Source organism: Acinetobacter sp. GG23 (genome assembly GCF_057766365.1).
The window spans coordinates 261,096-284,740 of sequence record NZ_JBYMDJ010000003.1 but is presented as its reverse complement, the minus strand read 5'-3'; the positions used below and the strand labels follow the sequence as shown (position 1 = coordinate 284,740).

23 protein-coding genes are annotated in these 23,645 nt (G+C 39.5%); 11 read left to right on the top strand and 12 right to left on the bottom strand.

The window, feature by feature from the left end:
- The first annotated feature begins 1 nt into the window (after window position 1).
- Window positions 2-697, top strand: coding sequence for an endonuclease III (gene nth / locus AC3CAU_RS07490; protein ID WP_447054178.1), 696 nt, complete (start codon window positions 2-4; stop codon window positions 695-697).
- Window positions 698-699: 2 nt separating this feature from the next.
- Here nth and AC3CAU_RS07485 read toward each other — a convergent pair whose 3' ends face one another.
- The 4 genes from AC3CAU_RS07485 to AC3CAU_RS07470 all read right to left on the bottom strand — a co-directional run bounded on the left by AC3CAU_RS07485 (window position 700) and on the right by AC3CAU_RS07470 (window position 3,619).
- Window positions 700-882: a hypothetical protein gene (locus tag AC3CAU_RS07485; protein WP_447054367.1), complete on the bottom strand. Its 183-nt coding sequence runs from the start codon at window positions 880-882 to the stop codon at window positions 700-702.
- Window positions 883-978: 96 nt separating this feature from the next.
- Complete coding sequence (adk, locus tag AC3CAU_RS07480) at window positions 979-1,638, bottom strand: adenylate kinase (RefSeq protein WP_447054177.1); 660 nt, start codon at window positions 1,636-1,638, stop codon at window positions 979-981.
- 82 nt (window positions 1,639-1,720) lie between these two features.
- Window positions 1,721-3,037: a DUF445 domain-containing protein gene (locus tag AC3CAU_RS07475; RefSeq protein WP_447054176.1), complete on the bottom strand. Its 1,317-nt coding sequence runs from the start codon at window positions 3,035-3,037 to the stop codon at window positions 1,721-1,723.
- A 63-nt stretch (window positions 3,038-3,100) separates the two neighbouring features.
- Window positions 3,101-3,619, bottom strand: a complete 519-nt coding sequence (locus AC3CAU_RS07470) for a hypothetical protein (RefSeq protein WP_447054366.1) — start codon at window positions 3,617-3,619, stop codon at window positions 3,101-3,103.
- Window positions 3,620-3,853: 234 nt separating this feature from the next.
- Here AC3CAU_RS07470 and mrdA point away from each other — a divergent pair, with 234 nt between their 5' ends.
- Together mrdA and rsmD are read left to right on the top strand one after the other, a co-directional pair.
- Window positions 3,854-5,875, top strand: a complete 2,022-nt coding sequence (mrdA, locus tag AC3CAU_RS07465; RefSeq protein WP_447054175.1) for a penicillin-binding protein 2 — start codon at window positions 3,854-3,856, stop codon at window positions 5,873-5,875.
- A gap of 3 nt (window positions 5,876-5,878) precedes the next feature.
- Window positions 5,879-6,436, top strand: a complete 558-nt coding sequence (gene rsmD, locus AC3CAU_RS07460; protein ID WP_447054174.1) for a 16S rRNA (guanine(966)-N(2))-methyltransferase RsmD — start codon at window positions 5,879-5,881, stop codon at window positions 6,434-6,436.
- Window positions 6,437-6,521: 85 nt separating this feature from the next.
- On the opposite strand, the gene AC3CAU_RS07455 is transcribed toward rsmD, so the two are convergent.
- A complete protein-coding gene (locus tag AC3CAU_RS07455) occupies window positions 6,522-6,725 on the bottom strand; it encodes a hypothetical protein (RefSeq protein WP_447054173.1) in 204 nt (67 codons plus the stop codon).
- 244 nt (window positions 6,726-6,969) lie between these two features.
- Between AC3CAU_RS07455 and AC3CAU_RS07450 the strand changes: the two genes are divergently transcribed.
- Complete coding sequence (locus AC3CAU_RS07450) at window positions 6,970-7,704, top strand: sulfite exporter TauE/SafE family protein (RefSeq protein ID WP_131213823.1); 735 nt, start codon at window positions 6,970-6,972, stop codon at window positions 7,702-7,704.
- Window positions 7,705-7,890: 186 nt separating this feature from the next.
- Window positions 7,891-8,220, top strand: a complete 330-nt coding sequence (locus AC3CAU_RS07445) for a hypothetical protein (protein WP_447054172.1) — start codon at window positions 7,891-7,893, stop codon at window positions 8,218-8,220.
- 169 nt (window positions 8,221-8,389) lie between these two features.
- On the opposite strand, the gene AC3CAU_RS07440 is transcribed toward AC3CAU_RS07445, so the two are convergent.
- Entirely contained in the window at window positions 8,390-8,977 is a 588-nt protein-coding gene (locus AC3CAU_RS07440; RefSeq protein WP_424621736.1) for a 1-acyl-sn-glycerol-3-phosphate acyltransferase, read from the bottom strand.
- A gap of 329 nt (window positions 8,978-9,306) precedes the next feature.
- Between AC3CAU_RS07440 and AC3CAU_RS07435 the strand changes: the two genes are divergently transcribed.
- From AC3CAU_RS07435 to AC3CAU_RS07425, 3 genes are all read left to right on the top strand, one after another.
- Complete coding sequence (locus AC3CAU_RS07435; protein WP_447054171.1) at window positions 9,307-9,798, top strand: copper resistance protein NlpE; 492 nt, start codon at window positions 9,307-9,309, stop codon at window positions 9,796-9,798.
- A 179-nt stretch (window positions 9,799-9,977) separates the two neighbouring features.
- Window positions 9,978-10,733, top strand: coding sequence for a copper resistance protein NlpE N-terminal domain-containing protein (locus tag AC3CAU_RS07430; RefSeq protein ID WP_447054170.1), 756 nt, complete (start codon window positions 9,978-9,980; stop codon window positions 10,731-10,733).
- 270 nt (window positions 10,734-11,003) lie between these two features.
- Window positions 11,004-12,200, top strand: coding sequence for a hypothetical protein (locus AC3CAU_RS07425; RefSeq protein WP_447054169.1), 1,197 nt, complete (start codon window positions 11,004-11,006; stop codon window positions 12,198-12,200).
- Window positions 12,201-12,240: 40 nt separating this feature from the next.
- Here AC3CAU_RS07425 and AC3CAU_RS07420 read toward each other — a convergent pair whose 3' ends face one another.
- From AC3CAU_RS07420 to AC3CAU_RS07400, 5 genes are all read right to left on the bottom strand, one after another.
- Window positions 12,241-13,398, bottom strand: coding sequence for a helix-turn-helix transcriptional regulator (locus tag AC3CAU_RS07420; RefSeq protein ID WP_447054168.1), 1,158 nt, complete (start codon window positions 13,396-13,398; stop codon window positions 12,241-12,243).
- A 166-nt stretch (window positions 13,399-13,564) separates the two neighbouring features.
- Window positions 13,565-15,199 carry a chaperonin GroEL gene (gene groL / locus AC3CAU_RS07415; RefSeq protein ID WP_447054167.1) on the bottom strand — a complete coding sequence of 545 codons (1,635 nt, stop codon included), beginning with the start codon at window positions 15,197-15,199 and terminating at the stop codon, window positions 13,565-13,567.
- 56 nt (window positions 15,200-15,255) lie between these two features.
- The gene (locus AC3CAU_RS07410; protein WP_131213838.1) at window positions 15,256-15,546 is read right to left on the bottom strand and encodes a co-chaperone GroES; all 291 of its coding nucleotides are present in this window, start codon (window positions 15,544-15,546) and stop codon (window positions 15,256-15,258) included.
- A 185-nt stretch (window positions 15,547-15,731) separates the two neighbouring features.
- Entirely contained in the window at window positions 15,732-16,505 is a 774-nt protein-coding gene (locus AC3CAU_RS07405) for a metallophosphoesterase family protein (RefSeq protein WP_447054166.1), read from the bottom strand.
- Complete coding sequence (locus AC3CAU_RS07400) at window positions 16,486-17,424, bottom strand: diacylglycerol/lipid kinase family protein (protein ID WP_447054165.1); 939 nt, start codon at window positions 17,422-17,424, stop codon at window positions 16,486-16,488. Before AC3CAU_RS07400 ends, AC3CAU_RS07405 begins: the two co-directional genes overlap by 20 nt.
- Before the next feature lie 416 nt (window positions 17,425-17,840).
- Here AC3CAU_RS07400 and AC3CAU_RS07395 point away from each other — a divergent pair, with 416 nt between their 5' ends.
- Window positions 17,841-19,670, top strand: coding sequence for a phosphoenolpyruvate carboxykinase (GTP) (locus AC3CAU_RS07395; RefSeq protein WP_447054164.1), 1,830 nt, complete (start codon window positions 17,841-17,843; stop codon window positions 19,668-19,670).
- 95 nt (window positions 19,671-19,765) lie between these two features.
- The gene (locus AC3CAU_RS07390; RefSeq protein WP_447054163.1) at window positions 19,766-20,131 is read left to right on the top strand and encodes a hypothetical protein; all 366 of its coding nucleotides are present in this window, start codon (window positions 19,766-19,768) and stop codon (window positions 20,129-20,131) included.
- A gap of 125 nt (window positions 20,132-20,256) precedes the next feature.
- Here the strand turns inward: AC3CAU_RS07390 and glpD are convergent, their stop codons facing one another.
- Window positions 20,257-21,777: a glycerol-3-phosphate dehydrogenase gene (glpD, locus tag AC3CAU_RS07385; RefSeq protein ID WP_447054162.1), complete on the bottom strand. Its 1,521-nt coding sequence runs from the start codon at window positions 21,775-21,777 to the stop codon at window positions 20,257-20,259.
- Window positions 21,778-22,088: 311 nt separating this feature from the next.
- Here glpD and AC3CAU_RS07380 point away from each other — a divergent pair, with 311 nt between their 5' ends.
- Entirely contained in the window at window positions 22,089-23,396 is a 1,308-nt protein-coding gene (locus AC3CAU_RS07380; protein WP_447054161.1) for an MFS transporter, read from the top strand.
- The last annotated feature ends 249 nt before the right edge of the window (window positions 23,397-23,645 follow it).

The following is a 23,645-nucleotide window of genomic DNA, read 5'->3' as shown; positions in this document are numbered from 1 at the left end:
AATGCCTGTAAAGAATATGACTAAAAAACAAATTCAGGTATTTTTTGAGCGATTACGCGAGCAAAGGCCTCATCCGAAAACCGAACTGAATTACACCAGCCCTTTTGAGCTTTTAGTGGCTGTAACACTTTCTGCGCAGGCAACCGATGTCAGCGTAAATAAAGCCACCGATAAGTTATTTCCTGTTGCCAATACACCGGAAGCAATTTATGCACTTGGCGTTGATGGCTTGAAGGAATATATTAAAACAATTGGCTTATATAATGCTAAAGCCGAAAATGTTATCAAAGCCTGTAAAATACTAATAGACCAGCATAATAGTATCGTTCCAGACAACCGTACTGATCTGGAGGCCTTGCCTGGCGTTGGACGTAAAACTGCAAATGTGGTGCTGAATACTGCCTTTGGTCAGCCGACTATGGCAGTCGATACCCATATTTTTCGTGTAGGCAACCGAACTGGGCTGGCGACTGGCAAAAATGTGTTAGAAGTTGAACATCGACTGGTTAAAGTCATTCCTAAAGAATTTATCATTGACTCGCACCATTGGCTGATTTTACATGGTCGTTATTGTTGTATTGCCCGTAAGCCGAAATGTTATGAATGCGTGGTGTCTGATGTCTGCCAGTGGCCGGATCGGTTTGAATTTGGTGCAGCGAAAAGCATTCCCGTAAAAATGATTGAAGATAAAATCTAACTTCAGTTTTTATCTTTATTTTTTTGCTGCACTTTTGGATGTAGCTGACGCTCGGGCTGACTATTTTTCTTTTCTGCCGCTTCCTGCTTTTCCACTCGGCGCAAGAATTTAAAACTTTGTACCATTAAAGCCAATACCACAATACCAAAAAAAATCATCAATACCACTAAGCCAATTTTTAGCAAGGCATCACCTTCAAAATAGTGCACAAATAAAAAGAGCCCTAATATGACTTAGGACTCTTTTAATGTCAAAACATTCACTACGCTAGGGCAAGCAAATTATTTTGATTGATCTAAAATCGCGAACAAATCAGTTTGAACTTCTTCAATCGGACGAAGACCATTCAATTTGTCATAAGTCGGTGCATTTTCGCCAGAAGCTGCACGACCTTGATAGAAACCGACCAATTGTTCAGTTTCAGTATGATATGAACCCAAACGTTTGCGAATCGTTGCTTCCAAGTCATCTGGACGCTGAACCAAGTCTTCACCCGTTTCATCATCTTTACCTTCCACTTTAGGTGGATTGTAAATAACATGATAAATACGGCCAGAAGCTGCGTGCTGACGACGACCCGAAAGACGTTGTACAATTTCTTCATCAGGTACATCAATTTCGATCACATGATCGATATTAATACCTTCACTTTCCAAAGCTTCTGCTTGAGGAATCGTGCGCGGGAAACCATCAAAAATGCAACCGTTTACACAATCAGGTTGAGCAATACGTTCTTTAACAAGCCCGATGATGAGTTCGTCAGATACGAGACCACCGCTTTCCATCACGCTTTTAGCTTTAAGACCTAATTCTGTACCTTCACGAATTGCAGCACGGAGCATATCACCGGTTGAAATTTGTGGGACATTGTAGCGCTTACAGATCAACTGAGCCTGTGTACCTTTACCTGCTCCAGGTGGTCCGAGTAATATAATGCGCATAAAAAAACATCCTCATTTAACAATGTATATGACACTTTGTTTATGTCGAATCTATTGATCCAACATGCAGTCCAGCATCTAATTATAAGAAAGCCACAAACAAATGGATTGTACCCGCTATAAATCCGGTTACGCCACCCAGGAGGATCAAAATCCATTCATCTTCCTGAAAAGCGGGCCGTAATAAATTCTGAAACTCTCTGGGAGTCAGCTCTAGAATACGGTCTCTAAACATTTGATAGATTTTCTGTGCACGGCTCGCATTAAAGGCAGGGTCGCATACAGGCACCATCGTAATTTCAATTGAGCGATCGATCAAGTCCGTCTTGAGTTTTGCGTATTCTTTTGGCCCTAATGAGAGCTGTAAAGAGGTTCTAACCAAGGGTGTTTCCATAATTTCGTTAATATGACGTTTAACGATACGGCGAGTCTTATTTTTCTTCCCGCCATACATCATCTCAGTCATGATCGATTTTAACGTAATTAGGTCTTCTGTGACTACTCGTGCAAAAACATCTGACACTTCTTCTTGGCGTTTCATAAACGCGCCCTGAATATTGTAGGTGCCAATACGTGGAACCACAGGTTTCACCCAAGGAAATTTACGGTTCTTGGTTAATTCAAAGAATTGCGGATAACGGACATAATGCGGTTCAAGCGGATTAAACACCATCCAGATTGCAATCCAGTTGGTCAGAAAACCCCAAATCGCAGCCCAAAATGGTACAGTCCAGTGCCATGGAACGACAAACCAGACGATCATTTGGAATACACCAAAGAACATCCCGATTAATGCACTAATATGCCAAATAAAGTTGATCTCTTTCTGGCCAACTTTGAGGAACATATTGACCATTAGACGGCGATCCCCTTCCATTTGGCGAACCACCATTTCACGCATATCTACAAGTGACTCGACGTTCATGGTCAGCTCAGTCACAAGTTCTCTTAATATACCTGGCAACTGTTTATGTGCCTGAGCATAAATACGGCGCTTAATTGAGTAAGGTAAGTTTTCCCAGAGCACCGCATTCCGTTCCATCATCATTTCGTCAATCAAGTGTTCCAGTTCAAAACCCACCTGCTCACCAATGATACGCGCCATATCTTCCGGATCCATCGCATCCAAAAATTCACGCAATGACCCCAGTTTTGACAGAGTATTATCGGTAATAATCCCTGAAATACGGCCGGCTTTACGCGGCACAATACCCTGCCAGCCGACAGGTAACGGACCTAAATGGAATCCCCAAAATGTAATAGGATAAAAGACCATTTTAAGCGCCATCCACACATGCGCCCAAGTGACAAAAGCAGTTACAGGAATAATGCTAAGTACTGCCCAAAAATCTGGGCGTTTCAAGAAGGTTTGCCACAATTCGTTGACGTACTCAAGCATGCATAATATCCATTTTAATTTTTAATTACCAAATACTAAATCGTATAAAACTGAACATTTTGACTATAAACCGATACTTAGAGTATAGGAGAATTGTATTGTTGGCTCTGTTTCAGCAACGACATTGCCAGCACTATTCTTTAACTCTTCGCCCGCACCAATACCGATACTAAAACTACTAATCCGTTCATTGCTCAGCAAAACATAGGCTAAATCCACACCAGCACCCAATCGTGCTTTGAGATCATTGTCTACCCCTTTACTTTCAATATGTCCAGCATAAACCCCTAGATAATAACCGTTTTTATCTTTACCTGTGAGATGGTATGGATAGCGAAATCCAACCTGAGCACCCGGAGTATAATCATCATCTATGAATACCCCTGCTTTTGCATAGGCAATTCCATAGGGATTCACCCACTCTGCATTCGCATGAATCATTTCTTGTGTGAATCCAGCCCCAACATTCCAGGCTTTTGCATTATCTGATGTTAATTTTGCTTTTGGTAAATACGGATTGTCTTGTGCATAAGCCACATTCGCTAGCGCAAAAAATGCCAGCAAAGAATACACTTTTGTGATTATTTTCATGCTTGTCCTTAATTTTATTTTTAATACAGTCCTTTTTTTCAATTTTGACTTTAGCAGAATTATCAGAACTCTTATATACTGCACTTTACAATTTTAATGTCTGTAAAGTCAAAGTTTAAGCTAAACCAACCTAACTGCTTACCTGAACAAATATCAAAAAATCCTGACATGCGTTAGAATGTGCCACCCGTTTTTTCCACTCTCCGGTATGTAAGTCGATCGCGTATGAAGCAGCACTTTCCTTTAAAAAATGTCCAACAAGAAAAGCGCATTTATCGCAATCGGGTGTTTATCTCGGTCGGAATTGTGGTCTTCTTTCTTCTGTTACTCGTTGCTCGTTATGCATATTTACAGATTGCACACTACGATGAGTTTTCAACGGCTTCAGACCAGAACCGAATTCGACTGCAGCCTTTAGCACCTGCACGCGGTTATATTTATGACCGTAATGGTATTTTACTGGCTGACAATTACCCTGTATTTTCAGCCACCATTTCACGTGCTGATGTTAAAGATATTGATGATACAGTTAAGCGCTTAACGCCAATTTTGGCATTAACACAAGAAGATATAGACCGTTTTAGCAGTCGAATTAAAACTTCCAAAAAAACCGAACGGGTTTCAGTTAAATTAAATTTAACTGAAACTGATATCGCCAAATTTAGCGAAGTAAAGTTTCAGTTCCCCGGGGTCAATATAGAAACCCAAATGACCCGCTATTATCCGCATGGTGAATTATTTGCGCATGTCATCGGTTATGTCGGACGCATTAATGACAAAGAATTAAAATCGATTGATAAAGATTTATATGCCGGGACTAACCTGATTGGGAAAATTGGGGTCGAAAAATCCTATGAAGATCTTTTACATGGTGTGCCCGGCAATGAATCGGTTGAAGCGGATGCACACGGTAATGTACTGCGCAATTTAGGTCGTAAGGATCCTGTTCGCGGCAATGATCTGTATCTGTCGATTGATTATGGTTTACAAGTCATCGCCACAGAACAGCTGGCAGGACGTCGTGGTGCAATTGTGGCATTAAATCCGAAAACAGGTGAAATTTTAGCCCTGGTTTCAAGCCCAAGTTTCAACCCGAATCTATTCGTTACCGGAATTAGCAATACCGACTATAGTGCGCTGCGAGACAACCTTGACCAGCCGCTTTATAACCGCGCTGTGCAAGGGGCTTATCCTCCGGGTTCAACCATTAAACCGATGTTTGGTTTGGGAGGCATTCATTATGGTTACGTCGACTGGGCAACTGCCATCTCTGACCCCGGTTATTTCACCTTACCGGGTGACAGCCACCGTTTCCGTGACCATAAAAAAACCGGACACGGTGCTGTAAATATGCATAAAGCCCAAGTGGTGTCTTGTGATACTTACTTTTATGTCCTGTCTTATCGCATGGGCATAGAAAAAATGAATGCCTGGATGCGCCAGTTTGGTTTTAGTGAAAAAACCGGCGTGGATTTACCGAGTGAAAGTACCGGGTTGTATCCAAGCCCGGAATGGAAAATGCGCACCCGTAAAAGCAAATGGATGAAGGGTGAAACCATTTCCGTGAGTATCGGTCAAGGCGCTTTTACTGCAACGCCATTACAACTGGCTATGGCCACTGCTATTACTGCAAATCAAGGTTCGCATATTACCCCACACGTCCTGCGTGAAAGTCATGGTGCCAAATTATATCAAGTGCATAATGCACCAGACGGCAAAATTCAGTTTAATGGTAAACCTGAAGACTGGGTTAAAATGCGTGATGCCATGGTGGATGTAATTCAAACTGGTACTGGCCGTGGTATTCGCACCCCAATGTATCAAATTGCAGGTAAAACAGGCACGGCCCAAGTTAAAAGTATCGCTCAAGGTAAAAGATATAACGAAGCTTTATTAACCGAGCGTCAACTTGACCATGGTTTATTTGTCGGTTTTGCCCCTGCTGAAAACCCTGATATTGCGATTGCAGTGGTATGGGAAAATGGTCGTCATGGTGGTTCAGCCGCACAGTTGGCTCGCCCCATCTTTGATTACTGGTTATTGACGCGTAAAAAGAATCCAATCCGCCCAGCCAACCATCAAATGAGTGGCGGCTTGATGACAGCTGGAATTAAACCAGGTGAATTACCAAGTGGCACCTTGCCAGTGACTGCTGCAGAAACTAATGCTCAATCAGCTCAGCCTGCAAGCCAAGCCATGCCAAGTATACCTTTATCAACCAACCCTCAACCCGTAGAAAGTGAGTGATCCATGAAAAACCAACTTCGTATTATTGGTGGTGAATGGAAACGCCGCCAACTTGCTTTTGCCAGTATTGATGGTTTACGTCCTACACCGGATCGTGTCCGTGAAACTTTGTTCAACTGGCTGATGTGGGACATTCAAAATTCTAATGTCCTCGATCTCTGTGCTGGTTCGGGTGCCTTAAGTTTTGAAGCATTGTCGCGTGGTGCGTCACAAGTGGTGATGATTGAACCGAATCGCACCCAGGCCGCATTTTTAACAGATAATTTGCAGTTGCTTAAAGTGACCAGTCAACATGCAAAGTTGAAAGTCGCCACAGCTCAACAAGTCGTGCCGACTCTCAAAGAACAGTTTGATCTGGTATTTTTAGATCCGCCTTATAGTCTGGATTTATGGCAAGAACTGGCTCAACTTGCCGATCCTTTGATTAAAGATAAGGCTTTTATCTATGTAGAAGCCGATCGAGATTTGACTCAGCTGAAACTTCCATCTTCATGGCAACAGATTAAACAGACCAAAGCCGGAACTGTTCGCGCAGGCTTATATCAAAAAAATGCCTGTTAATGAAAGGCAATAAAAAAGGATTCCTATCTGGAATCCTTTTTTGTCGAATGTAGTTTAAAAATTCAAGATCTGGCTTATAGACCTGTTAACGATTGTAGTTTCGGTCTCGATCGTTTCTGTCATGGTTCCAGTCCGGACGGTCTTTATTGTTCCAATCTCGGTCACCATGTTGTCGATCATAATGTCCGTTGCGGTCTCGATGATCACGATAATCGCCATCATAAGGATCAACAACACAGCCACTTAAAGACACTGCCAATACAGAAAGTAATATCATTTTTTTCATCATGTCCATCACCTCTTACTGCACTATGTCAGTATCAAACGATTTAATGGAGAAATGAACGGAGCGATTGTTGCTCTTTTGTAGTGATTTATTCATTTTTTATGCATAGTGAATATATTCAATTAATATTTCATTCAATCCTTTTATCAAAACTTTGACATAGATTTGCATAAATACAGCTAACTATAAGCTTGGCTTTTGCCCTGATCTTTAGAATACTGCTGCCTTTCCTTATGACCTTATCCCTATGACTTGGCTGCTATTTATTCTTGGTGCAATGGTCGCAGGTTTTGTACAAGGACTCACAGGTTTTGCTTTTGCCTTAATTGCCATGTCTTTCTGGGTATGGGTATTGTCTCCGCAAATTGCTGCTCCTCTAGTGGTATTTGCTTCGGTATGGAGTCATATCATTTCATTATCCAATGAACAAAAGCATCCTCATCTGAATAAAACCCTGATCTTGCCTTATTTAATTGCCGGGCTGACTGGGGTGCCTTTAGGCACTTATTTACTGGATATTATTCAGCCAGAAACATTTAAACTAATCTTGGGCTTATTTTTGGCGCTATGGTGCCCGCTCATGTTCTTCAACCCGCAATTTCCAAGACTGCAACAGTCCGGGAAATTTGCAGATGGCGTAGTGGGATTTATCGGTGGAATACTGGGTGGTCTAGGCGGATTTTGTGGTTCGCTTCCTTCAGCCTGGGTCATGCTGAAAAATTTATCCAAACAAGAACAACGTTATATTTTACGGCATTTCAATTTTGGCATTCAGGTGTTTACCTTGGTTGCCTATTTGCTCCAAGGCACACTCGAAATACAACTGCTGCCTTATATGGCTATCCTGTTAATTAGCGTCAGTTTCCCTGTAATCTTGGGAGCAAAATTATTCTATAAAATTTCAGAGCGGCAATTTAAACATACCGTATTAAGTTTATTATTTGCATCTGGCTGTTTCTTAATCTTTAGTACTTTGTTTTAAATTTATCGATCGAGAGAATATTTAAAACTCACATACAGCGAGTTAAAATGATTTTCCCTGAACTATATTTTAAAAAATGAGATAAATATCATTTAATCAAAAAACATCCAATTGGTATTCGACATTTCATTAATGTGAGAGAAAACTTTATACAATAACTCATCCCGTCCATTAGTTTTTCTAAAAATGAAAACCTTGATTTGCTTAGCAGGGATAATTCTGCTAACCGGCTGTAGCTTAAGTACTTCTCGCGATGTCAAACATGCTGAAAAAATGCTTTCATATTTTAAATGCAATAAAATTGAAAGCACACAAATGACGCATAGTTCCATTACCTCATTTCACGAACAATCACTCGCTTCTAGCCGTCAAAAAGCCGAATCTTATGTGCAAAGTTATAAAGAAGGTGAAAAGTTATTTGATGTTCCCTTAACCGATGTAATTAAGGAACAATATGGCATTTATCAGGAAGCTTGCCAGCATTTAGGTGGTATTAGTCCAACAGCAAATAAATAAGTATATTTCATCCGTTTAAGTGAAGACTCTACAGGCCTGTGGATGACTAAAAAGTGTCAAATCACATACTGATTGGCAAATTATGAAACGTTGAGGCAAGTTTTTTCAATTTATAAATTTCGCCACGTTTTAAAGCAAGACAGGGATACGTTCCCTGTCGTTTTAGAAACTATGCTTCAGTATAATAACGCTTATCAACACTAAATTTTTTCGGAAACTTAGCATGGATTTTTGAATAGAAATCCATAATTTCGGCCATATCTCTTTCATAATCCCCAGTAGGATATACAATTTTTCCTACCCCAGTTTTTTTCTTGGCGTAATCCATATACGCCAAAGCAATAGGCACGCCTGCACCCGTTGCTACATGATAAAACCCGGTTTTCCATTGTTCTTGTTTTGCACGTGTTGCTTCAGGTGTTACCAGCATTACCAATTTTGGATGGTGTTTGAATAAATCAGTCATAACCTCAACCATACTTAGGCGCGGCTCGCCTTGTTTTTTTGGGGTACGGTCAATACCGATGCCGCCCAAAGCACGTACGAATGGCCCGAATGGAAACTTCATATAGCTGTCTTTAATTGTTAGACGGACATTCACTCCTAAAGCTTTTAGAGCCAAACGGGCATATAAAGCATCCCAATTACTGGTGTGAGGTGCAGCAATCATTACACACTGATCCAAATCAAGTGGCCAATGGTTATCAATTTCCCAACCCATCATTTCTAGACTTTGTTCAGCTAACTTTTCGAACACAAAAACACCACACCCTAATAAAGTGTGCAGATTCTAACAATGTCTCTAAAATAAGATAGCTCCACATGAATAATTAATGATCAATTAATATATAAATGTATAACTTTCAATTTAAATGAAATATATATTTATTTTCACCTTTATCCACCGCAAAAAATATTTTTTTAGGAAAAATTGAGTTTAATCAATAAAAGTTAAGCGAAAAACAGTAATGTCTATTTTAAAAACACCTATAAGTAATAACAAAGCATGAACAATATCGTTCTTTAATAAATATGCTTTTCTACGTAGTTTTAAAAGTTAAATTTTCTTATAAAAGGAACTAAAGCGTGAAAAAAACAATATTAATCCTGCCTCTTATCACTATTGCATTAACTGCATGCAGCAAACCAAATACCGATATTAATGCAAGTAATCAAGCACCTGAAAATACGGTCACTCAAACTCAATCCATGCAGCCAACGCACACTCAAGCTGCAACCTCATTAGGTGATACCGCAGAAACTTCACTCGATTGGGCGGGTGAATATAAAGGTGTTTTCCCCTGTGCGGATTGTGAAGGAATTAAAACCGATCTCGAGTTGAAAGCAGATAAAACTTATGAATTAGCAGAAGAATACTTGGGTAAAGGAAAGAACAACGAATTTAAAGTCAAAGGGACTTTTAGCTTCGATCAGGATAATCCATCGATCATTAGCTTAGATAAAGCCGGTGATAATCGTAAATTTTTTGTCGGTGAAAATTTTGTAGAAGCACGTGATATAGATACAGGAAAAGCCATAGATTCAAAGCTAAACTACAAGCTCCAAAAAAGTTCTTAACCAGTTTAGTTGCCTTTTTTCTCTGCATCAAGAGGCTGAAATATGGATTTTTAGCCTCTGGATTTTCTGCTATCGGTCACGATTTGCTACAAATAAATCACTTATTTAATGACTTAATACTAGCGAGATCATTCAGTTATGATTATGTTTAAAAATATGTTTTTCATTAAATGACTCTTATGAAACAAGCGATGATTACCCTCAGTTTTTTTTCCATTTTACTTTTAAATGGCTGCGATAATACGAGTACATCATCACTGAGTGAAAAAGTTAGTCTTCCTGAGCAACCTTCAAAACCTATACAGGTTAAAGTGCCAGATTGGGTTGGCTATTACAAAGCATTTATTCCTTGTGATACTTGTGAAAAGAAACTCATTTCACTCAGACTTCATCAAAACCAAACCTACAGCCTAAAAGAAATTAGTTTTTTAAAGCAAAAAATTAAACAAAAAGAGTCGTCAGGAACATTTACTTTCGATGAGCAAAATTCAAACTTATTACAATTAAGTGATGATAAAACTAAAAAAAATCGTTATTTTTCTCTACATCAGCATTCGATAGAATTATTGGATCAGAATAAAAACCCATTCAAAAATTTTGAACAATACCAGATTCCTCAAGTGCAAAATATTCAAGTCAATAATGCGCTCAAATACGTAGATATACAGGCTGATTTATTTAAATCGGAAAAAATACAATTAAATGGTATTGAAAGCACTCAATTGACGTATTTTTTTGAAATTAATAATCAGTCAGATCGACCACTTAAATTACGCAACAGCGATATTGTTTTAGTGGATAATAAAAATAATGAATATATTGCTACGATTAAAAATAACCCAAGCTCGCCTATCAAATCCAATAGCACTCAACATGAGTTGATTGTATTTATTTATCCAGATTCTTCTCAACCTGCTTATATCAAAATTAAATAATTGAATATAGTTAGTAAATATTAAAAAAATTAAAGTAAAACGATTTTTTATATCTAAAAATTGCTGTAGCTTAATGTATTTAAAAATTCACTTCATTTTTTAAATCATTTGAATAACAACACAAAATAGTTCTCTTAATTTTTACAACTTATTACGTTGTTATAAAAAGTGACGAAAAATAATTTATTTATCCCAATTTGAGGATATTTTGCGCCCATTCAGCTTGTTTATGCTCTATGCACAATAATCAAAGGTTGATGGAGTAGAAAAATGAAAAAAGTGCTCTTGGCATTTGCCATTGCGGGCTTACTTACAGCATGTAATGACGATGATGATGACGATTTTATCCCACCACCTACCCCTACCACTCAACAGGGACAACTCGTTGATGGACCAGTATCGGGCGTTGAATATCAAACAAGTAGCGGTATAAAAGCTAAAACCAATGCGGAAGGTTATTTTGACTATAAAGCGGGTGATACCATTAAGTTTTTTATTGGTGGTGTACAGCTAGGCGATTCAATTCCTGCTTCTTCTCGAGTCACTCCATTACAATTATCTACAGTACAAAATGTCCGTCAAAATATTATCGTTTTCTTGCAAACACTTGATACCGATGCGAATCACGATAATGGGATTCAAATTAGCGATGCTGATTTCGCCGCACTGGCTGACAACACCATCAATTTCAACCAGACTTATGAGCAATTTATTACAGATCCTGTTTTTACCGAACTTAATAAAACTCCAATTGCATTAGAAACTGCACTCACTAATTCCGAAAATGCCTTCTATAAAGATATTGCTGGAAGCTGGGAGTTGAGTCATACCGGTCAGGATGCTGTAGTTATTCATATTTCGCCTTCTGGACAATATATATTAGGAGACGTAGATGGAACTAATCTGGCAAGTAGTGGCGTAGAATCCGGCACATTGGACTGGAATCCAGTTACTGGACAAATTAATCCAGTAATTGAAATTGATACCAATGGCGATCTAGGACTGTCTAATCCAAATGGAGGAGTACCGTTTACCTTAAATTATGATCGAACCAACGTAACGCTAGTCGAATCTGGTGTAACGAATGGTGAAAATAAATTAAAACGGATTAGCACAACTGCAAACAATCTTCAGGACAACTGGTTCAATGATACAAATGCAATCACATTCTTTAGTGACGGTTATTATATGTATATTGACACTTTAGCAAATGATGAATGTGACACACCGACACCAGGGGTTGAATACGGCAAATACACCACGACCAATGGAACTGTGATTGCCACTCAAATTATAGTGGATACCACTGGCTGTTCAGGACTTGTCAATGGCACAACGCTTTATCCAGCGTTTACCTACACGATTGCTACTGGATCTTTAACTCTTGTCAGCGGTGATATTTCATATACTTTTAATAAAGACTTCCTAGCTACTGAGACTACTGACACTCTTGTTGCTACCGAATAATAATCAAGATATATCTATCCAGAATTAGGTTCTGGATAGATTAACTTACATGCTCGAAATCTAGAGTAAGGCCAATTAATTTATATAAAAACTCTACCTGGGTATTACACTGCATTTTTGCATAAATATTTTTTAGATAGGTGCGTACTGAACTTAATGCCAAGTTGCAATGCACTGAAATTTGCTCAAGGTTATATCCATTAACAAATAATTCGCACAATTCACATTCCTTCTTCGACAACCCATAAACTTTCTTTAAGTAAGGTACGGCAAGGGTATATTTTTTTTCTGTTTCAGTAATGAAGAGAAGAATATACTCATTTAAATGGTCTTTTAAATCTGCAAAATGCTGCGTACTGTTAAAAGGTGCAACAGTGAGCATAAACTTATGACCAGCTTGATCCGTTAATGCCAATAACCCGCCGACCTGTTTTTTTGTATATTCAGATTTAAGTCTAGTGCTCAATATTAATTGTTCTAAATCAGGTTGAGCTGTCTTGCTCACATTAATTCGATTATTTTTATCCAGTTCAACTACGTTAGATTTTTCAAAAATAGATTGGGCTTTTTGATTGAGATAATGCACTTTTCTATCTAGATCAATCAGTAAAATACCAGTTTTTGCTGCATTCAGTATTTGGTATAAATTATGATTTTCTAAACGAGCCAAACTTAATTGTTTATGAATTTGCAGTGCGCGTCGTAAATGTAGACCCATCCTTTTTAAAATATCTAATTCAAATTGACTAAAGGGTTGATCTTGCTCACTCCGATGAATTCCAAGTACAGACCATTGGTGATCGCCCTGATCCAACAACACCGCCGCAATAAAACAAATCCCTATAGGCTTTAAACATTTTTCATAAAAAATAAACTCATCCGTACCCAACATTTGACTATAGTGCGATAAATTTTGACTTAAAGTATTTCCTACACCTAATTTTTGCCATAGTGGAAAATGTAACTTCTTATCAATACTTTTTATTCTTTCCTGTTGCCCCCTTTCTACACTTTGTTGAGGAAGATTATATGTATAGATAAAATTATAGGCGGGATTTAATTGATCTAAAGCAGTGAACATGGCAGCTTTACTTTCAGTATATTGAACAATATGTTGAATCACCTTAGGCCACAAACTGGCATCCAAAGCAGCTTCATAAATTTGCCCGATAATTAGATTCTCTAACTCATTATTCATTATTTTCACCAGTTATAAACAGATAAAAAATTTATTAATTAGTTTTTCTTAAGAATAGAGAATTAAAGTAATTAGTCAAACTTAGCGGATGAATCATTTGAATAGGATTCTTTAAAAAAAATCCCCGCATTTTGCAGGGATTTTTTTATCGGAGGATCAGTATGAATTACATCATACCGCCCATGCCACCCATACCGCCCATATCAGGCATTGCAGGTTTATCTTCTGGAATATCAGTAATCATGCATTCAGTTGTAAGCATTAATGCAGCAACAGAAGCAGCATGCTCAAGTGCTGAACGCGTTACTTTTGCAGGGTCAAGAATACCCATTTCTAGCATGTCGCCATATTCGCCAGTCGCAGCGTTATAACCGAAGTTACCTTCGCCATTTTTCACAGCGTTGATTACAACTGAAGGCTCATCACCAGCGTTTGCAACGATTTGACGAAGTGGCGCTTCAATCGCACGGCGTAAAATGTTGATCCCAACATTTTGGTCATCATTAATCCCTACAAGGCCATCAAGTGCTTTAGCTGCACGTACTAGCGCAACACCGCCACCTGCAACCACACCTTCTTCAACTGCTGCACGAGTCGCGTGAAGCGCATCATCAACACGGTCTTTTTTCTCTTTCATTTCAACTTCAGTTGCCGCACCGATTTTGATCACTGCAACACCGCCTGCTAGTTTAGCAACACGTTCTTGAAGTTTTTCTTTGTCGTATTCTGAAGTTGATTCTTCAATTTGCGCACGAATTTGTTGAACACGATCCGCAATTTGAGCTGCATTTCCTGCACCATCAACAAGAACAGTATTTTCTTTAGATACTGTCACTTTGTGTGCTGTACCTAAGTGCTCTAGAGTTGCTTGTTCAAGTGACATGCCAATTTCTTCAGAAATTACAGTACCACCAGTCAAGATCGCGATGTCTTGAAGCATAGCTTTACGACGGTCACCAAAACCAGGTGCTTTAACCGCACATACTTTGATAATACCGCGCATGTTGTTCACTACAAGCGTAGCCAACGCTTCGCCTTCAACATCTTCAGCAATAATAAGCAGTGGTTTACCTGTTTTAGCAACAGCTTCTAATACACTGATTAATTCACGGATGTTGCCAATTTTTTTGTCAACAAGAAGAATGAAAGGGTTTTCAAGTTCAGCAGTTAACGTGTCTTGTTTGTTTGCAAAGTACGGGCTGATATAACCACGGTCAAACTGCATACCTTCAACGACGTCAAGCGAATCTTCAAAGCCTGAACCTTCTTCCACCGTGATTACGCCCTCTTTACCTACGCGCTCCATTGCTTGCGCAATAAGTTTACCCACAGTGGTGTCAGAGTTAGCAGAAATCGAACCGACTTGTTCAATCGCTTTGGTATCAGAAGCAGGTTTAGCAGTGGCTTTAATGTTTTCAACCACAGCGCGAACTGCAAGATCGATACCACGTTTCAAATCCATTGGGTTCATACCCGCAGTCACTGATTTGATCCCTTCGTTCAAAATTGCTTGAGCCAATACAGTTGCAGTTGTTGTACCGTCACCTGCGATGTCATTGGTTTTTGAAGATACTTCACGAACCAATTGCGCGCCCATGTTTTCAAACTTGTCTTTAAGCGTAATTTCTTTCGCAACAGTTACACCATCTTTAGTGATGTGTGGTGAACCGAAAGAACGGTCAATGACAACGTTACGACCTTTAGGGCCTAAAGTTACTTTTACTGCATCTGCAAGTACGTTCACGCCTGCAATCATTTTGCTGCGAGCTGAATCACCAAATTTTACGTCTTTAGCTGACATGCTTTACTCCAAATATTTTAATTTTCAAAGATTTGATTAACTGAAACAGGTCTAAATTAGTCTTCTAAAACGGCTAAAATGTCAGACTCTTTCATAATAAGAAGTTCTTCGCCTTGTACTTTGACAGTTGTGCCAGCGTAAGTACCAAACAATACTTTGTCGCCTACTTTAACGTCTAAAGCACGTACACCATTGTCAGTAATCTGACCATTACCTACTGCAATAATTTCACCTTGAGCCGGTTTTTCAGCAGCAGAACCCGGAAGTAAAATACCGCCAGCAGTTTTAGTTTCTTCTTCAACACGACGAATAACTACGCGATCATGTAATGGACGAATGTTGCTCATTGGAAACTCCATCAGACTAAGTCTTTTATAGTGAAGTAATGATGACTTTGTTATTCCATCGGTCATCATCAAAAAATAATTTCGATGACACTTTGGTGGGGATGGAAAAAAACGCTTCAAGGGGGCAAGCAAAAAAAAATACTGTTTTTTGTATATTTTTTATTCGATCTCAAATATTTCTGTATTTATTCAACATTTTCTTCTTTTAATACAAATTCTTTTTGCTGTTCATCAAAATAATAGTGCTGCACATCTGCATTTGCATGAATGACGTTAAAACTATTCGGTAAGCCATGATGTAGACGATATGAAGTCGCTGTACCTGCATGAATATCCAGTACTGGATGTGCTGCGCCTAAATGATAAATCTGGTTTAAATCATAGACTGCCGATTGATGCAGATGGCCATGCAATAAACCATTTAAACCACTTTGACTCCAAGACTCCAAGGCCATCCTACCCAACATGGGACAATCTTTCACCCCATGCGAATCATTCGGCGGGGTATAAAAAGGTTGATGCGCCACGATCAGTTTGATTTTATCCGCAGGAGCGATCATTAACGACTGGTCGACCTGCTGAATTTGCTGCAATGAGATATGGCCGCGGGTGTGATAACGCCGTCGAATGCTATTTACCCCAATAAGATAAAAATGCTCAGTTTCCAAGGTGGTTTCCATATGCCCAAAGAACAATTTATAGCGGGTAAATGGACTAAAGATACGGCTCCACACGTGATACAGCGGAATATCATGATTGCCTGGCACCACCAAATACGGCAGATTTAAACTTTCCAAAAATTTTTTGCAATCATGAAACTGTATATAGCGTGCACGCTGGGTCAAGTCCCCGCTCACCACAACCGCTTCAATCTGTTGCTCTTGGCAAAATAAGCGGATTGCCGCCATACAGGCGAGTTTTTCCGTTCCAAAATGCAGATCAGACAGATGCAGAATCATGAGGCACCATTATTTTTAAGGCATTTTTACGCACTGAAATTTTAAGTGGAGGCTGTATTTCAACAATTTCACCATCTAAAGCAACCGTTAATTTTTTTCTCTTTGAATAAATTTTAACTTCATCTGCTGAAAAGCTATACACATCCGGTGCTTTATCCAGGTTTCCCTTTATTAATTGCCATAATATTTTAAATAAGGTGCGTTTATCACTTTTGGCGACGACTAAACCAGCCACCTTGCCTTTTTCAGCAGATTCAGCAATACGAAGGTTCATTTCTGCCAGTTGCAACTGGTTATTGCCAAAGAAGATCAATGGCGTTTTAACAGGATATTTTTTGCCATCAACTTCGACTTCAAGTTTTAGTTCTTTACGGTCACGAATGAGCACATCCAGACCTGAGATATACGCATTTAAAGCAAAACGACCAAAGCGCTGATTATAGAGTTCACGTTTCTGAATAAATAAAGGATATAACCCTAAACTGGCATTATTTAAATAAATATGATCATTGATCTGTGCCACATGCACTTCACGCATCTTTCCTGTGGCAATCACCTCAGCAGCTTTTAATAGATCGAGTGGAATATTCAGTAATCGTGCCACATAATTAAATGTTCCTAATGGCAAGATCCCCATCGGTATTTCAGTTTCCATAAGTTTCGCAGCAACTGCGTTTAAGGTCCCGTCTCCCCCTGCTGCAACGATAACCCCAAGCTCGTGGGCTTGTTGATGGCGTAAAATGATTTTGTTCATCAAATGATCAAAACTCACTTCTGCACCAATTTCAAAAGCCTGAATTTCATAGCCATAAGCAGTTAAATTTGTCATAAGCTGCTCAAAGACTTGATCTTTATTCGCGGCGTGAAACCCGGACTTTTCATTGTATATGAGTGATAAGGGCTTTAAAGGTTCTGACATTTTCATATCTTTTTGAAGCAATTGCTCTAATCTTGTCCAAATTATCAGCAATTAAAAGCCTCTTTATGTAAAATTCGAATGACAACCATTTATTTAATCAATAATAATTCTCATAAAAAAAATATCATTAACACACTGTTTTTAAAGAAAATAATTTAAATAAATAATCCTCATAACATAGAAAAATACCATTTCAAATCTTATTTAAAAATCATAAGCTATTGTTTTAAATATATTTAAAATAAAATAAAGCTTATCTCTCCTCCTATTTTACATACTTCTTAAGTCTTATTTTTTTTATGATTTTATGCTTTAATACAGCCACTTTTTTTTATATTTTCATCCAGGCGGTGTATCCCATTGCTTGGATTGTACTTTGTACATTCAAATTGTACACATATGAGATAGGCCTCACCATGACCCAAGTGAACGCACCAGAATTCGTTCGACACCCTAAGCTTATTGCATGGGTTGAAGAAATTGCAAAATTAACGAAGCCAGCGAAAATTGAATGGTGTGACGGTAGCGCAGAAGAATATCAACGTTATATCGACTTGATGATCGCTAACGGCACTATGCAAGCGCTTAATGCAGAAAAGCATCCTGGCTCTTACTTAGCTAATTCTGATCCTTCTGACGTTGCTCGTGTTGAAGGTCGTACATATATCTGTTCAGAAAAACAAGAAGATGCAGGTGCGACAAACAACTGGGAAGCTCCAGCTGAGATGCGTACTCGCCTGAATGGTTTATTTGATGGCTCAATGAAAGGACGTACTTTATATGTTGTCCCGTTCTCTATGGGTCCTTTAGGCAGCCATATTGCACATATCGGTATTGAACTTACTGATTCTCCTTACGTTGCTGTAAGCATGTCTAAAATGGCTCGTATGGGTAAAGCTGTTTATGATGTTCTTGGTACAGATGGCGACTATATTCCTTGCGTACACACTGTAGGTGCTCCGCTAGAAGAAGGTCAAAAAGACGTTGCATGGCCTTGCAACCCTGAAAAATACATCGTTCATTACCCTGAAACTCGTGAGATCTGGTCTTACGGTTCTGGTTACGGCGGTAACGCATTGTTGGGTAAAAAATGCCTGGCTTTACGTATTGCATCTTCAATGGGCCGTCAACAAGGCTGGTTAGCTGAACATATGTTGATCCTTGGTGTGACCAACCCACAAGGTGAAAAACACTACATCGCAGCTGCATTCCCGTCTGCTTGTGGCAAAACCAACTTTGCAATGTTGATTCCACCAGCAGGCTATGAAGGCTGGAAAATTGAAACTGTAGGTGACGATATTGCCTGGATTAAACCAGGTGAAGACGGTCGCTTGTATGCAATCAACCCTGAAGCTGGTTTCTTCGGTGTAGCACCAGGTACAAATACCAAAACCAACCCGAACTGTATGGCTACGCTAAGCAAAGACGTGATCTATACCAACGTTGCTGTGACTGATAACGGTGAAGTTTGGTGGGAAGGTCTGACTAAAGAAGCGCCTGCTAACCTGACTAACTGGAAAGGTCAGCCACACGTTGCTGGTGAAAAAGCTGCGCATCCAAATGCTCGCTTCACTGTTGCTGCTGGTCAATGCCCTTCAATTGATGCCGACTGGGAAAATCCAGCGGGTGTTCCAATTTCTGCGTTCATCTTTGGTGGTCGTCGTGCAGACACAGTGCCTTTAGTTTCTGAAGCTTTTGACTGGGTTGATGGCGTTTATAAAGCTGCAACCATGGGCTCTGAAACGACTGCGGCTGCTGTGGGTCAACAAGGTGTTGTTCGTCGTGATCCGTTTGCAATGCTTCCTTTTGCTGGCTACAACATGGCTGATTACTTCTCTCACTGGTTAGAATTGGGTGAAGAAGTGGGTGCTAAAGCAGAAGCTGCTGGCAACAGACTTCCAAAAATCTTCAACGTAAACTGGTTCCGTCGTGATGCTGAAGGTAACTTCGTATGGCCGGGTTTCGGTCAAAACATGCGTGTTCTTGAGTGGATGATTGATCGTTGTGAAGGCCGTGCTGAAGCGACTGAAACACCAATCGGTTTGGTTCCAACTTACGAACAATTGAACTGGACTGGTTCTGACTTTACTAAAGAGCAATTTGATCTTGTCACTGCACAAGACAAAGATCAGTGGATCAAAGAACTGGAAAGCCACACTGAGTTATTTAACAAACTTGGTGAGCGTTTACCAACTGCACTGAAAGCCCGTCAAAACGAGCTTTTAGAAGCTGTTAAATCTGCTTAATCTATTGAATTAATTTATAAAAGGTCACTACGGTGGCCTTTTTTTACGTTAAAATACCCCCGCAAATAACGTCATAATTAAAAGAGGGAAATTTCATGCTAAAAATATTTGGACTTACAACGTGCCTACTAAGTTTATCGGGTCTAGCTACGGTTCAAGCAGCTACTGCAGAACAACCTGCTCTTCACGTCTGCGCGATCAAAGGCACACCAGACTCTAGCCAATTTCAAATTAAAAAACGCATTAAAGTCGCTAAAGGTACTTACGGCAGTGTCGTCGAGCTGTATCCACGTTTTGCAGAGCGTGCACATCAGGTCGGTGGCAACGTCGTCATTAACTACAATGCGAGCCAAAGATTCGGTTTCTGGCCTTGGCGTGTTGTACATCCGGTGATTTGGGGTACTGCAGTGCAGTGGAATACACCTGTAAACTGCGCAGCATTGGGCGGCGTCGAAATTTAAAAAAAATTTAAATAAAAGCCAAATAGGCACGCTGTTACCATCTAAGCTGCGATTTATTGCCAACCAGCATTATAATGAGATTAAAAAAGACCGCTGAAGTGGTCTTTTTTATAGTATAAAAGTTATTAAGCGGCAGTATCCTGCGATCTTTTAAGATGTAATTTTAAAAGATATTGATCTAATAACTGAATTTTGTCATCCGTAAATTGAAACCCCAGTTTACTTCTACGCCATAAAATATCCTGACTGCTTCTCGCCCACTCCTGATCAACCAGATAATCTACTTCTTTGGCGAATAAGCCGTGTCCTAAATCTTCACCAAGTTCCTCGGTCGTTGAAACACCCTTTAAAAACCGCCATACCCGTGTCCCATAAGCATGTGCCCAGCGCGAAGCCAATTGAAATGGCACATCTTCGACACTTTGCATAATCTGCTGCATTAAGAGCTCAATCGAAATCAGGTTTTCTGCACCAGGTAACAATGCTTTTTCAGTCCAAGACTTTTTCATTTCAGGAAAGAAAGGTTGCAAATGTGCAATTGCAGATTCCGCCAGCTTTCTATAGGTCGTCAGTTTCCCACCAAACACCGAAAGCAAGGGTACATCATTTTTCTGTTCTTGAGATACGGCCAAAGTATAGTCGCGAGTAATCGCAGATGGATTATCAGACTCATCGTCACACAAAGACCGGACCCCTGAATAAGTATATAAAATATCTTCAGGGCCTAACTGATGCTTAAAGTGATCATTATAAACATCCAGCAAATAATCAATTTCAGACTGGGTAATCTTGACCTGATCCAAATCATCTTTATATTCATGATCAGTGGTTCCAATCAAAGTGTATTGATCCAAGTAAGGAATTGCAAAAACAATTCGCTGATCATCATTCTGAAGAATAAAAGCCTTATCCCCTTCATAAATTCTTGGCATAATAATATGGCTACCTTGAACCAATCGGAGCCCATAAGGAGATTTTTGTTTTAAATTCTGTTGAATAAATTCTGCAACCCACGGCCCAGCAGCATTCACCAATGCTTTGGCTTGAACCTGATAAGTGCCTTGTGCATTTTCCAGTTGTACCACCCACAATCCATTTTCTCGGTATGCAGAGTTGCATCGCGTTTGGGTGACAATATACGCACCACGCTCACGTGCTTGTAGCGCATTTAAAACCACTAAACGTGCATCATCCACCGCACAATCTGAATATTCAAAACCCTGTGTCATTTCTTCTTTTAAAGGGCTGGTTGCGGCATCAAAATGAATATGCTTTGAGCTTGCTAATTTTTCTCGTTTACCCAAATGATCATAGATAAATAAACCGGTACGAATCAGCCATGCAGGACGTAAATGTGGCTGGTGCGGCATGATAAAGCGCAAGGGACGAATAATATGCGGAGCTTTGGCTAATAAAATTTCACGTTCAACAAGCGCTTCATGCACTAAACGAAACTCTTTATGCTCGAGATAACGCAAACCACCATGAATAAGCTTACTGCTTGCAGAAGATGTATGACTGGCTAAATCATCCTTCTCGCATAGAAACACAGACAGCCCTCGCCCAACGGCATCGACTGCAATGCCGACACCATTGATGCCTCCACCAACCACCACTACATCATAGACCGGATGACTCACTTGCATGTCTACCTCCTCTAATCCTGTCAAAACAGCTGACTTAAATTTCTTATTGTTGTATGAAACTTAACACCATTTAAGGTGAAATGACACTTGCAAATTACGGATGAATAGAAGGAATATAAAATAACAATGGGGTTGTCACAGCAAAAATAAACCATACCTATAGATCCTTCAACTCACTCTCCCCTTCAACTACTTCACTTTCAGATACTTAAATTCGAACATTTTTCATACAGAACTAAAAACACGTATGCTTATATCGTTAAAACAATAGGTTTAACATCTAAAAATAATAACAAAATGGACTTGGACAAATGATTGCAGATAACGTTTCTCAAGTAAATCTAGATACCAAAACACGGGTCAAATCCATTCTAGGTGGTTCAGCAGGCAATCTGGTCGAGTGGTATGACTGGTATGTCTATGCCGCATTTACCTTATATTTTGCTCATGCTTTCTTTCCCAAAGGCAGTCAAACAGCACAATTACTTCAAGCTGCCGCCATTTTCGCAGTTGGCTTTTTAATGCGCCCAATCGGGGCCTGGATCATGGGTATTTACTCGGATAAAAAAGGACGTAAATCGGGACTTACTCTTTCTGTAACCTTGATGTGTATTGGTTCTCTGATGATTGCAATAGCCCCAACACATGACCAAATTGGGGTATTTTCACCCATTATTCTTGTGGTTGCCCGCCTTATACAAGGCTTAAGTGTCGGTGGAGAATATGGTGCCAGTGCCACTTATTTAAGTGAAATGGCAGAAAGAAACCGACGCGGTTTTTTTTCCAGTTTCCAGTATGTGACTTTAATTGCAGGTCAGCTCACCGCACTCTGTGTGTTACTGATTTTGCAGTTTGTTCTTACTGAAGAACAACTCCATGCGTGGGGATGGCGCATTCCTTTCTTTATCGGGGCTTGTCTTGCGATTGTCGTGTTCTATATTCGCCGTGGATTACTCGAAACCCAATCTTTTAAAAATGCACAAAAAGATAAGAATCAGCCTGAATCGAGTATGTTTGCACTGTTCAAACATTATCCTAGACAGGCATTTACTGTGTTGTTTTTAACCGCAGGTGGTACGGTGGCCTTCTATACCTATACCACCTATCTGCAAAAATATTTAGTCAACACCTCCGGCTTTAGCAAGCCCGAAGCCACGCAGATCACAACTCTGGCTCTGTTTATTTTCATGTGTTTACAACCTTTTGCCGGAGCTTTATCCGATAAGATCGGACGCAAACCCCTCATGATTGCCTTTGGGGTATTGGGCGTTCTATTTACCTATTTCTTATTTGACAAACTTGGACAGACTCAAGACTACTGGTCTGCATTCTGGATCTGTTTGGTCGGCTTGATCATTGTTACAGGTTACACTTCAATTAATGCTGTAGTAAAAGCTGAAATGTTCCCTGCACATATTCGTGCATTAGGAGTCGCGCTTCCCTATGCACTTGCTAATACTTTATTTGGCGGAACAGCAGAGTTTTTTGCACTGAGTTTCAAAGAAGCTGGACATGAATCATGGTACTTTATTTATGTCACTATCTTAATTTCTATCTCATTGATTGTTTATATCTTTATGAAAGATACCAAACACCATTCAGAAATTAAAGAACACTAATTCCCAGTTATTTTTTAAAGCCTTTTGACAGGAAAGGCTTTTCTTTTATCCTATTCAATTAAAACAATAAATTAAAATTACTAAATGTTCAAAACAAAACACCAACAAAATTAAAGTCGAATGATCAAGCCAAACTATAGGCGTATAACATATTTTTAAAAATTTATTTTTGTCTTCCCTTATAAAATGTATGGTTTCAAATTTTTCACCTCGAAAATTTAAGAATATGTATTACCCATAATTTTTGAA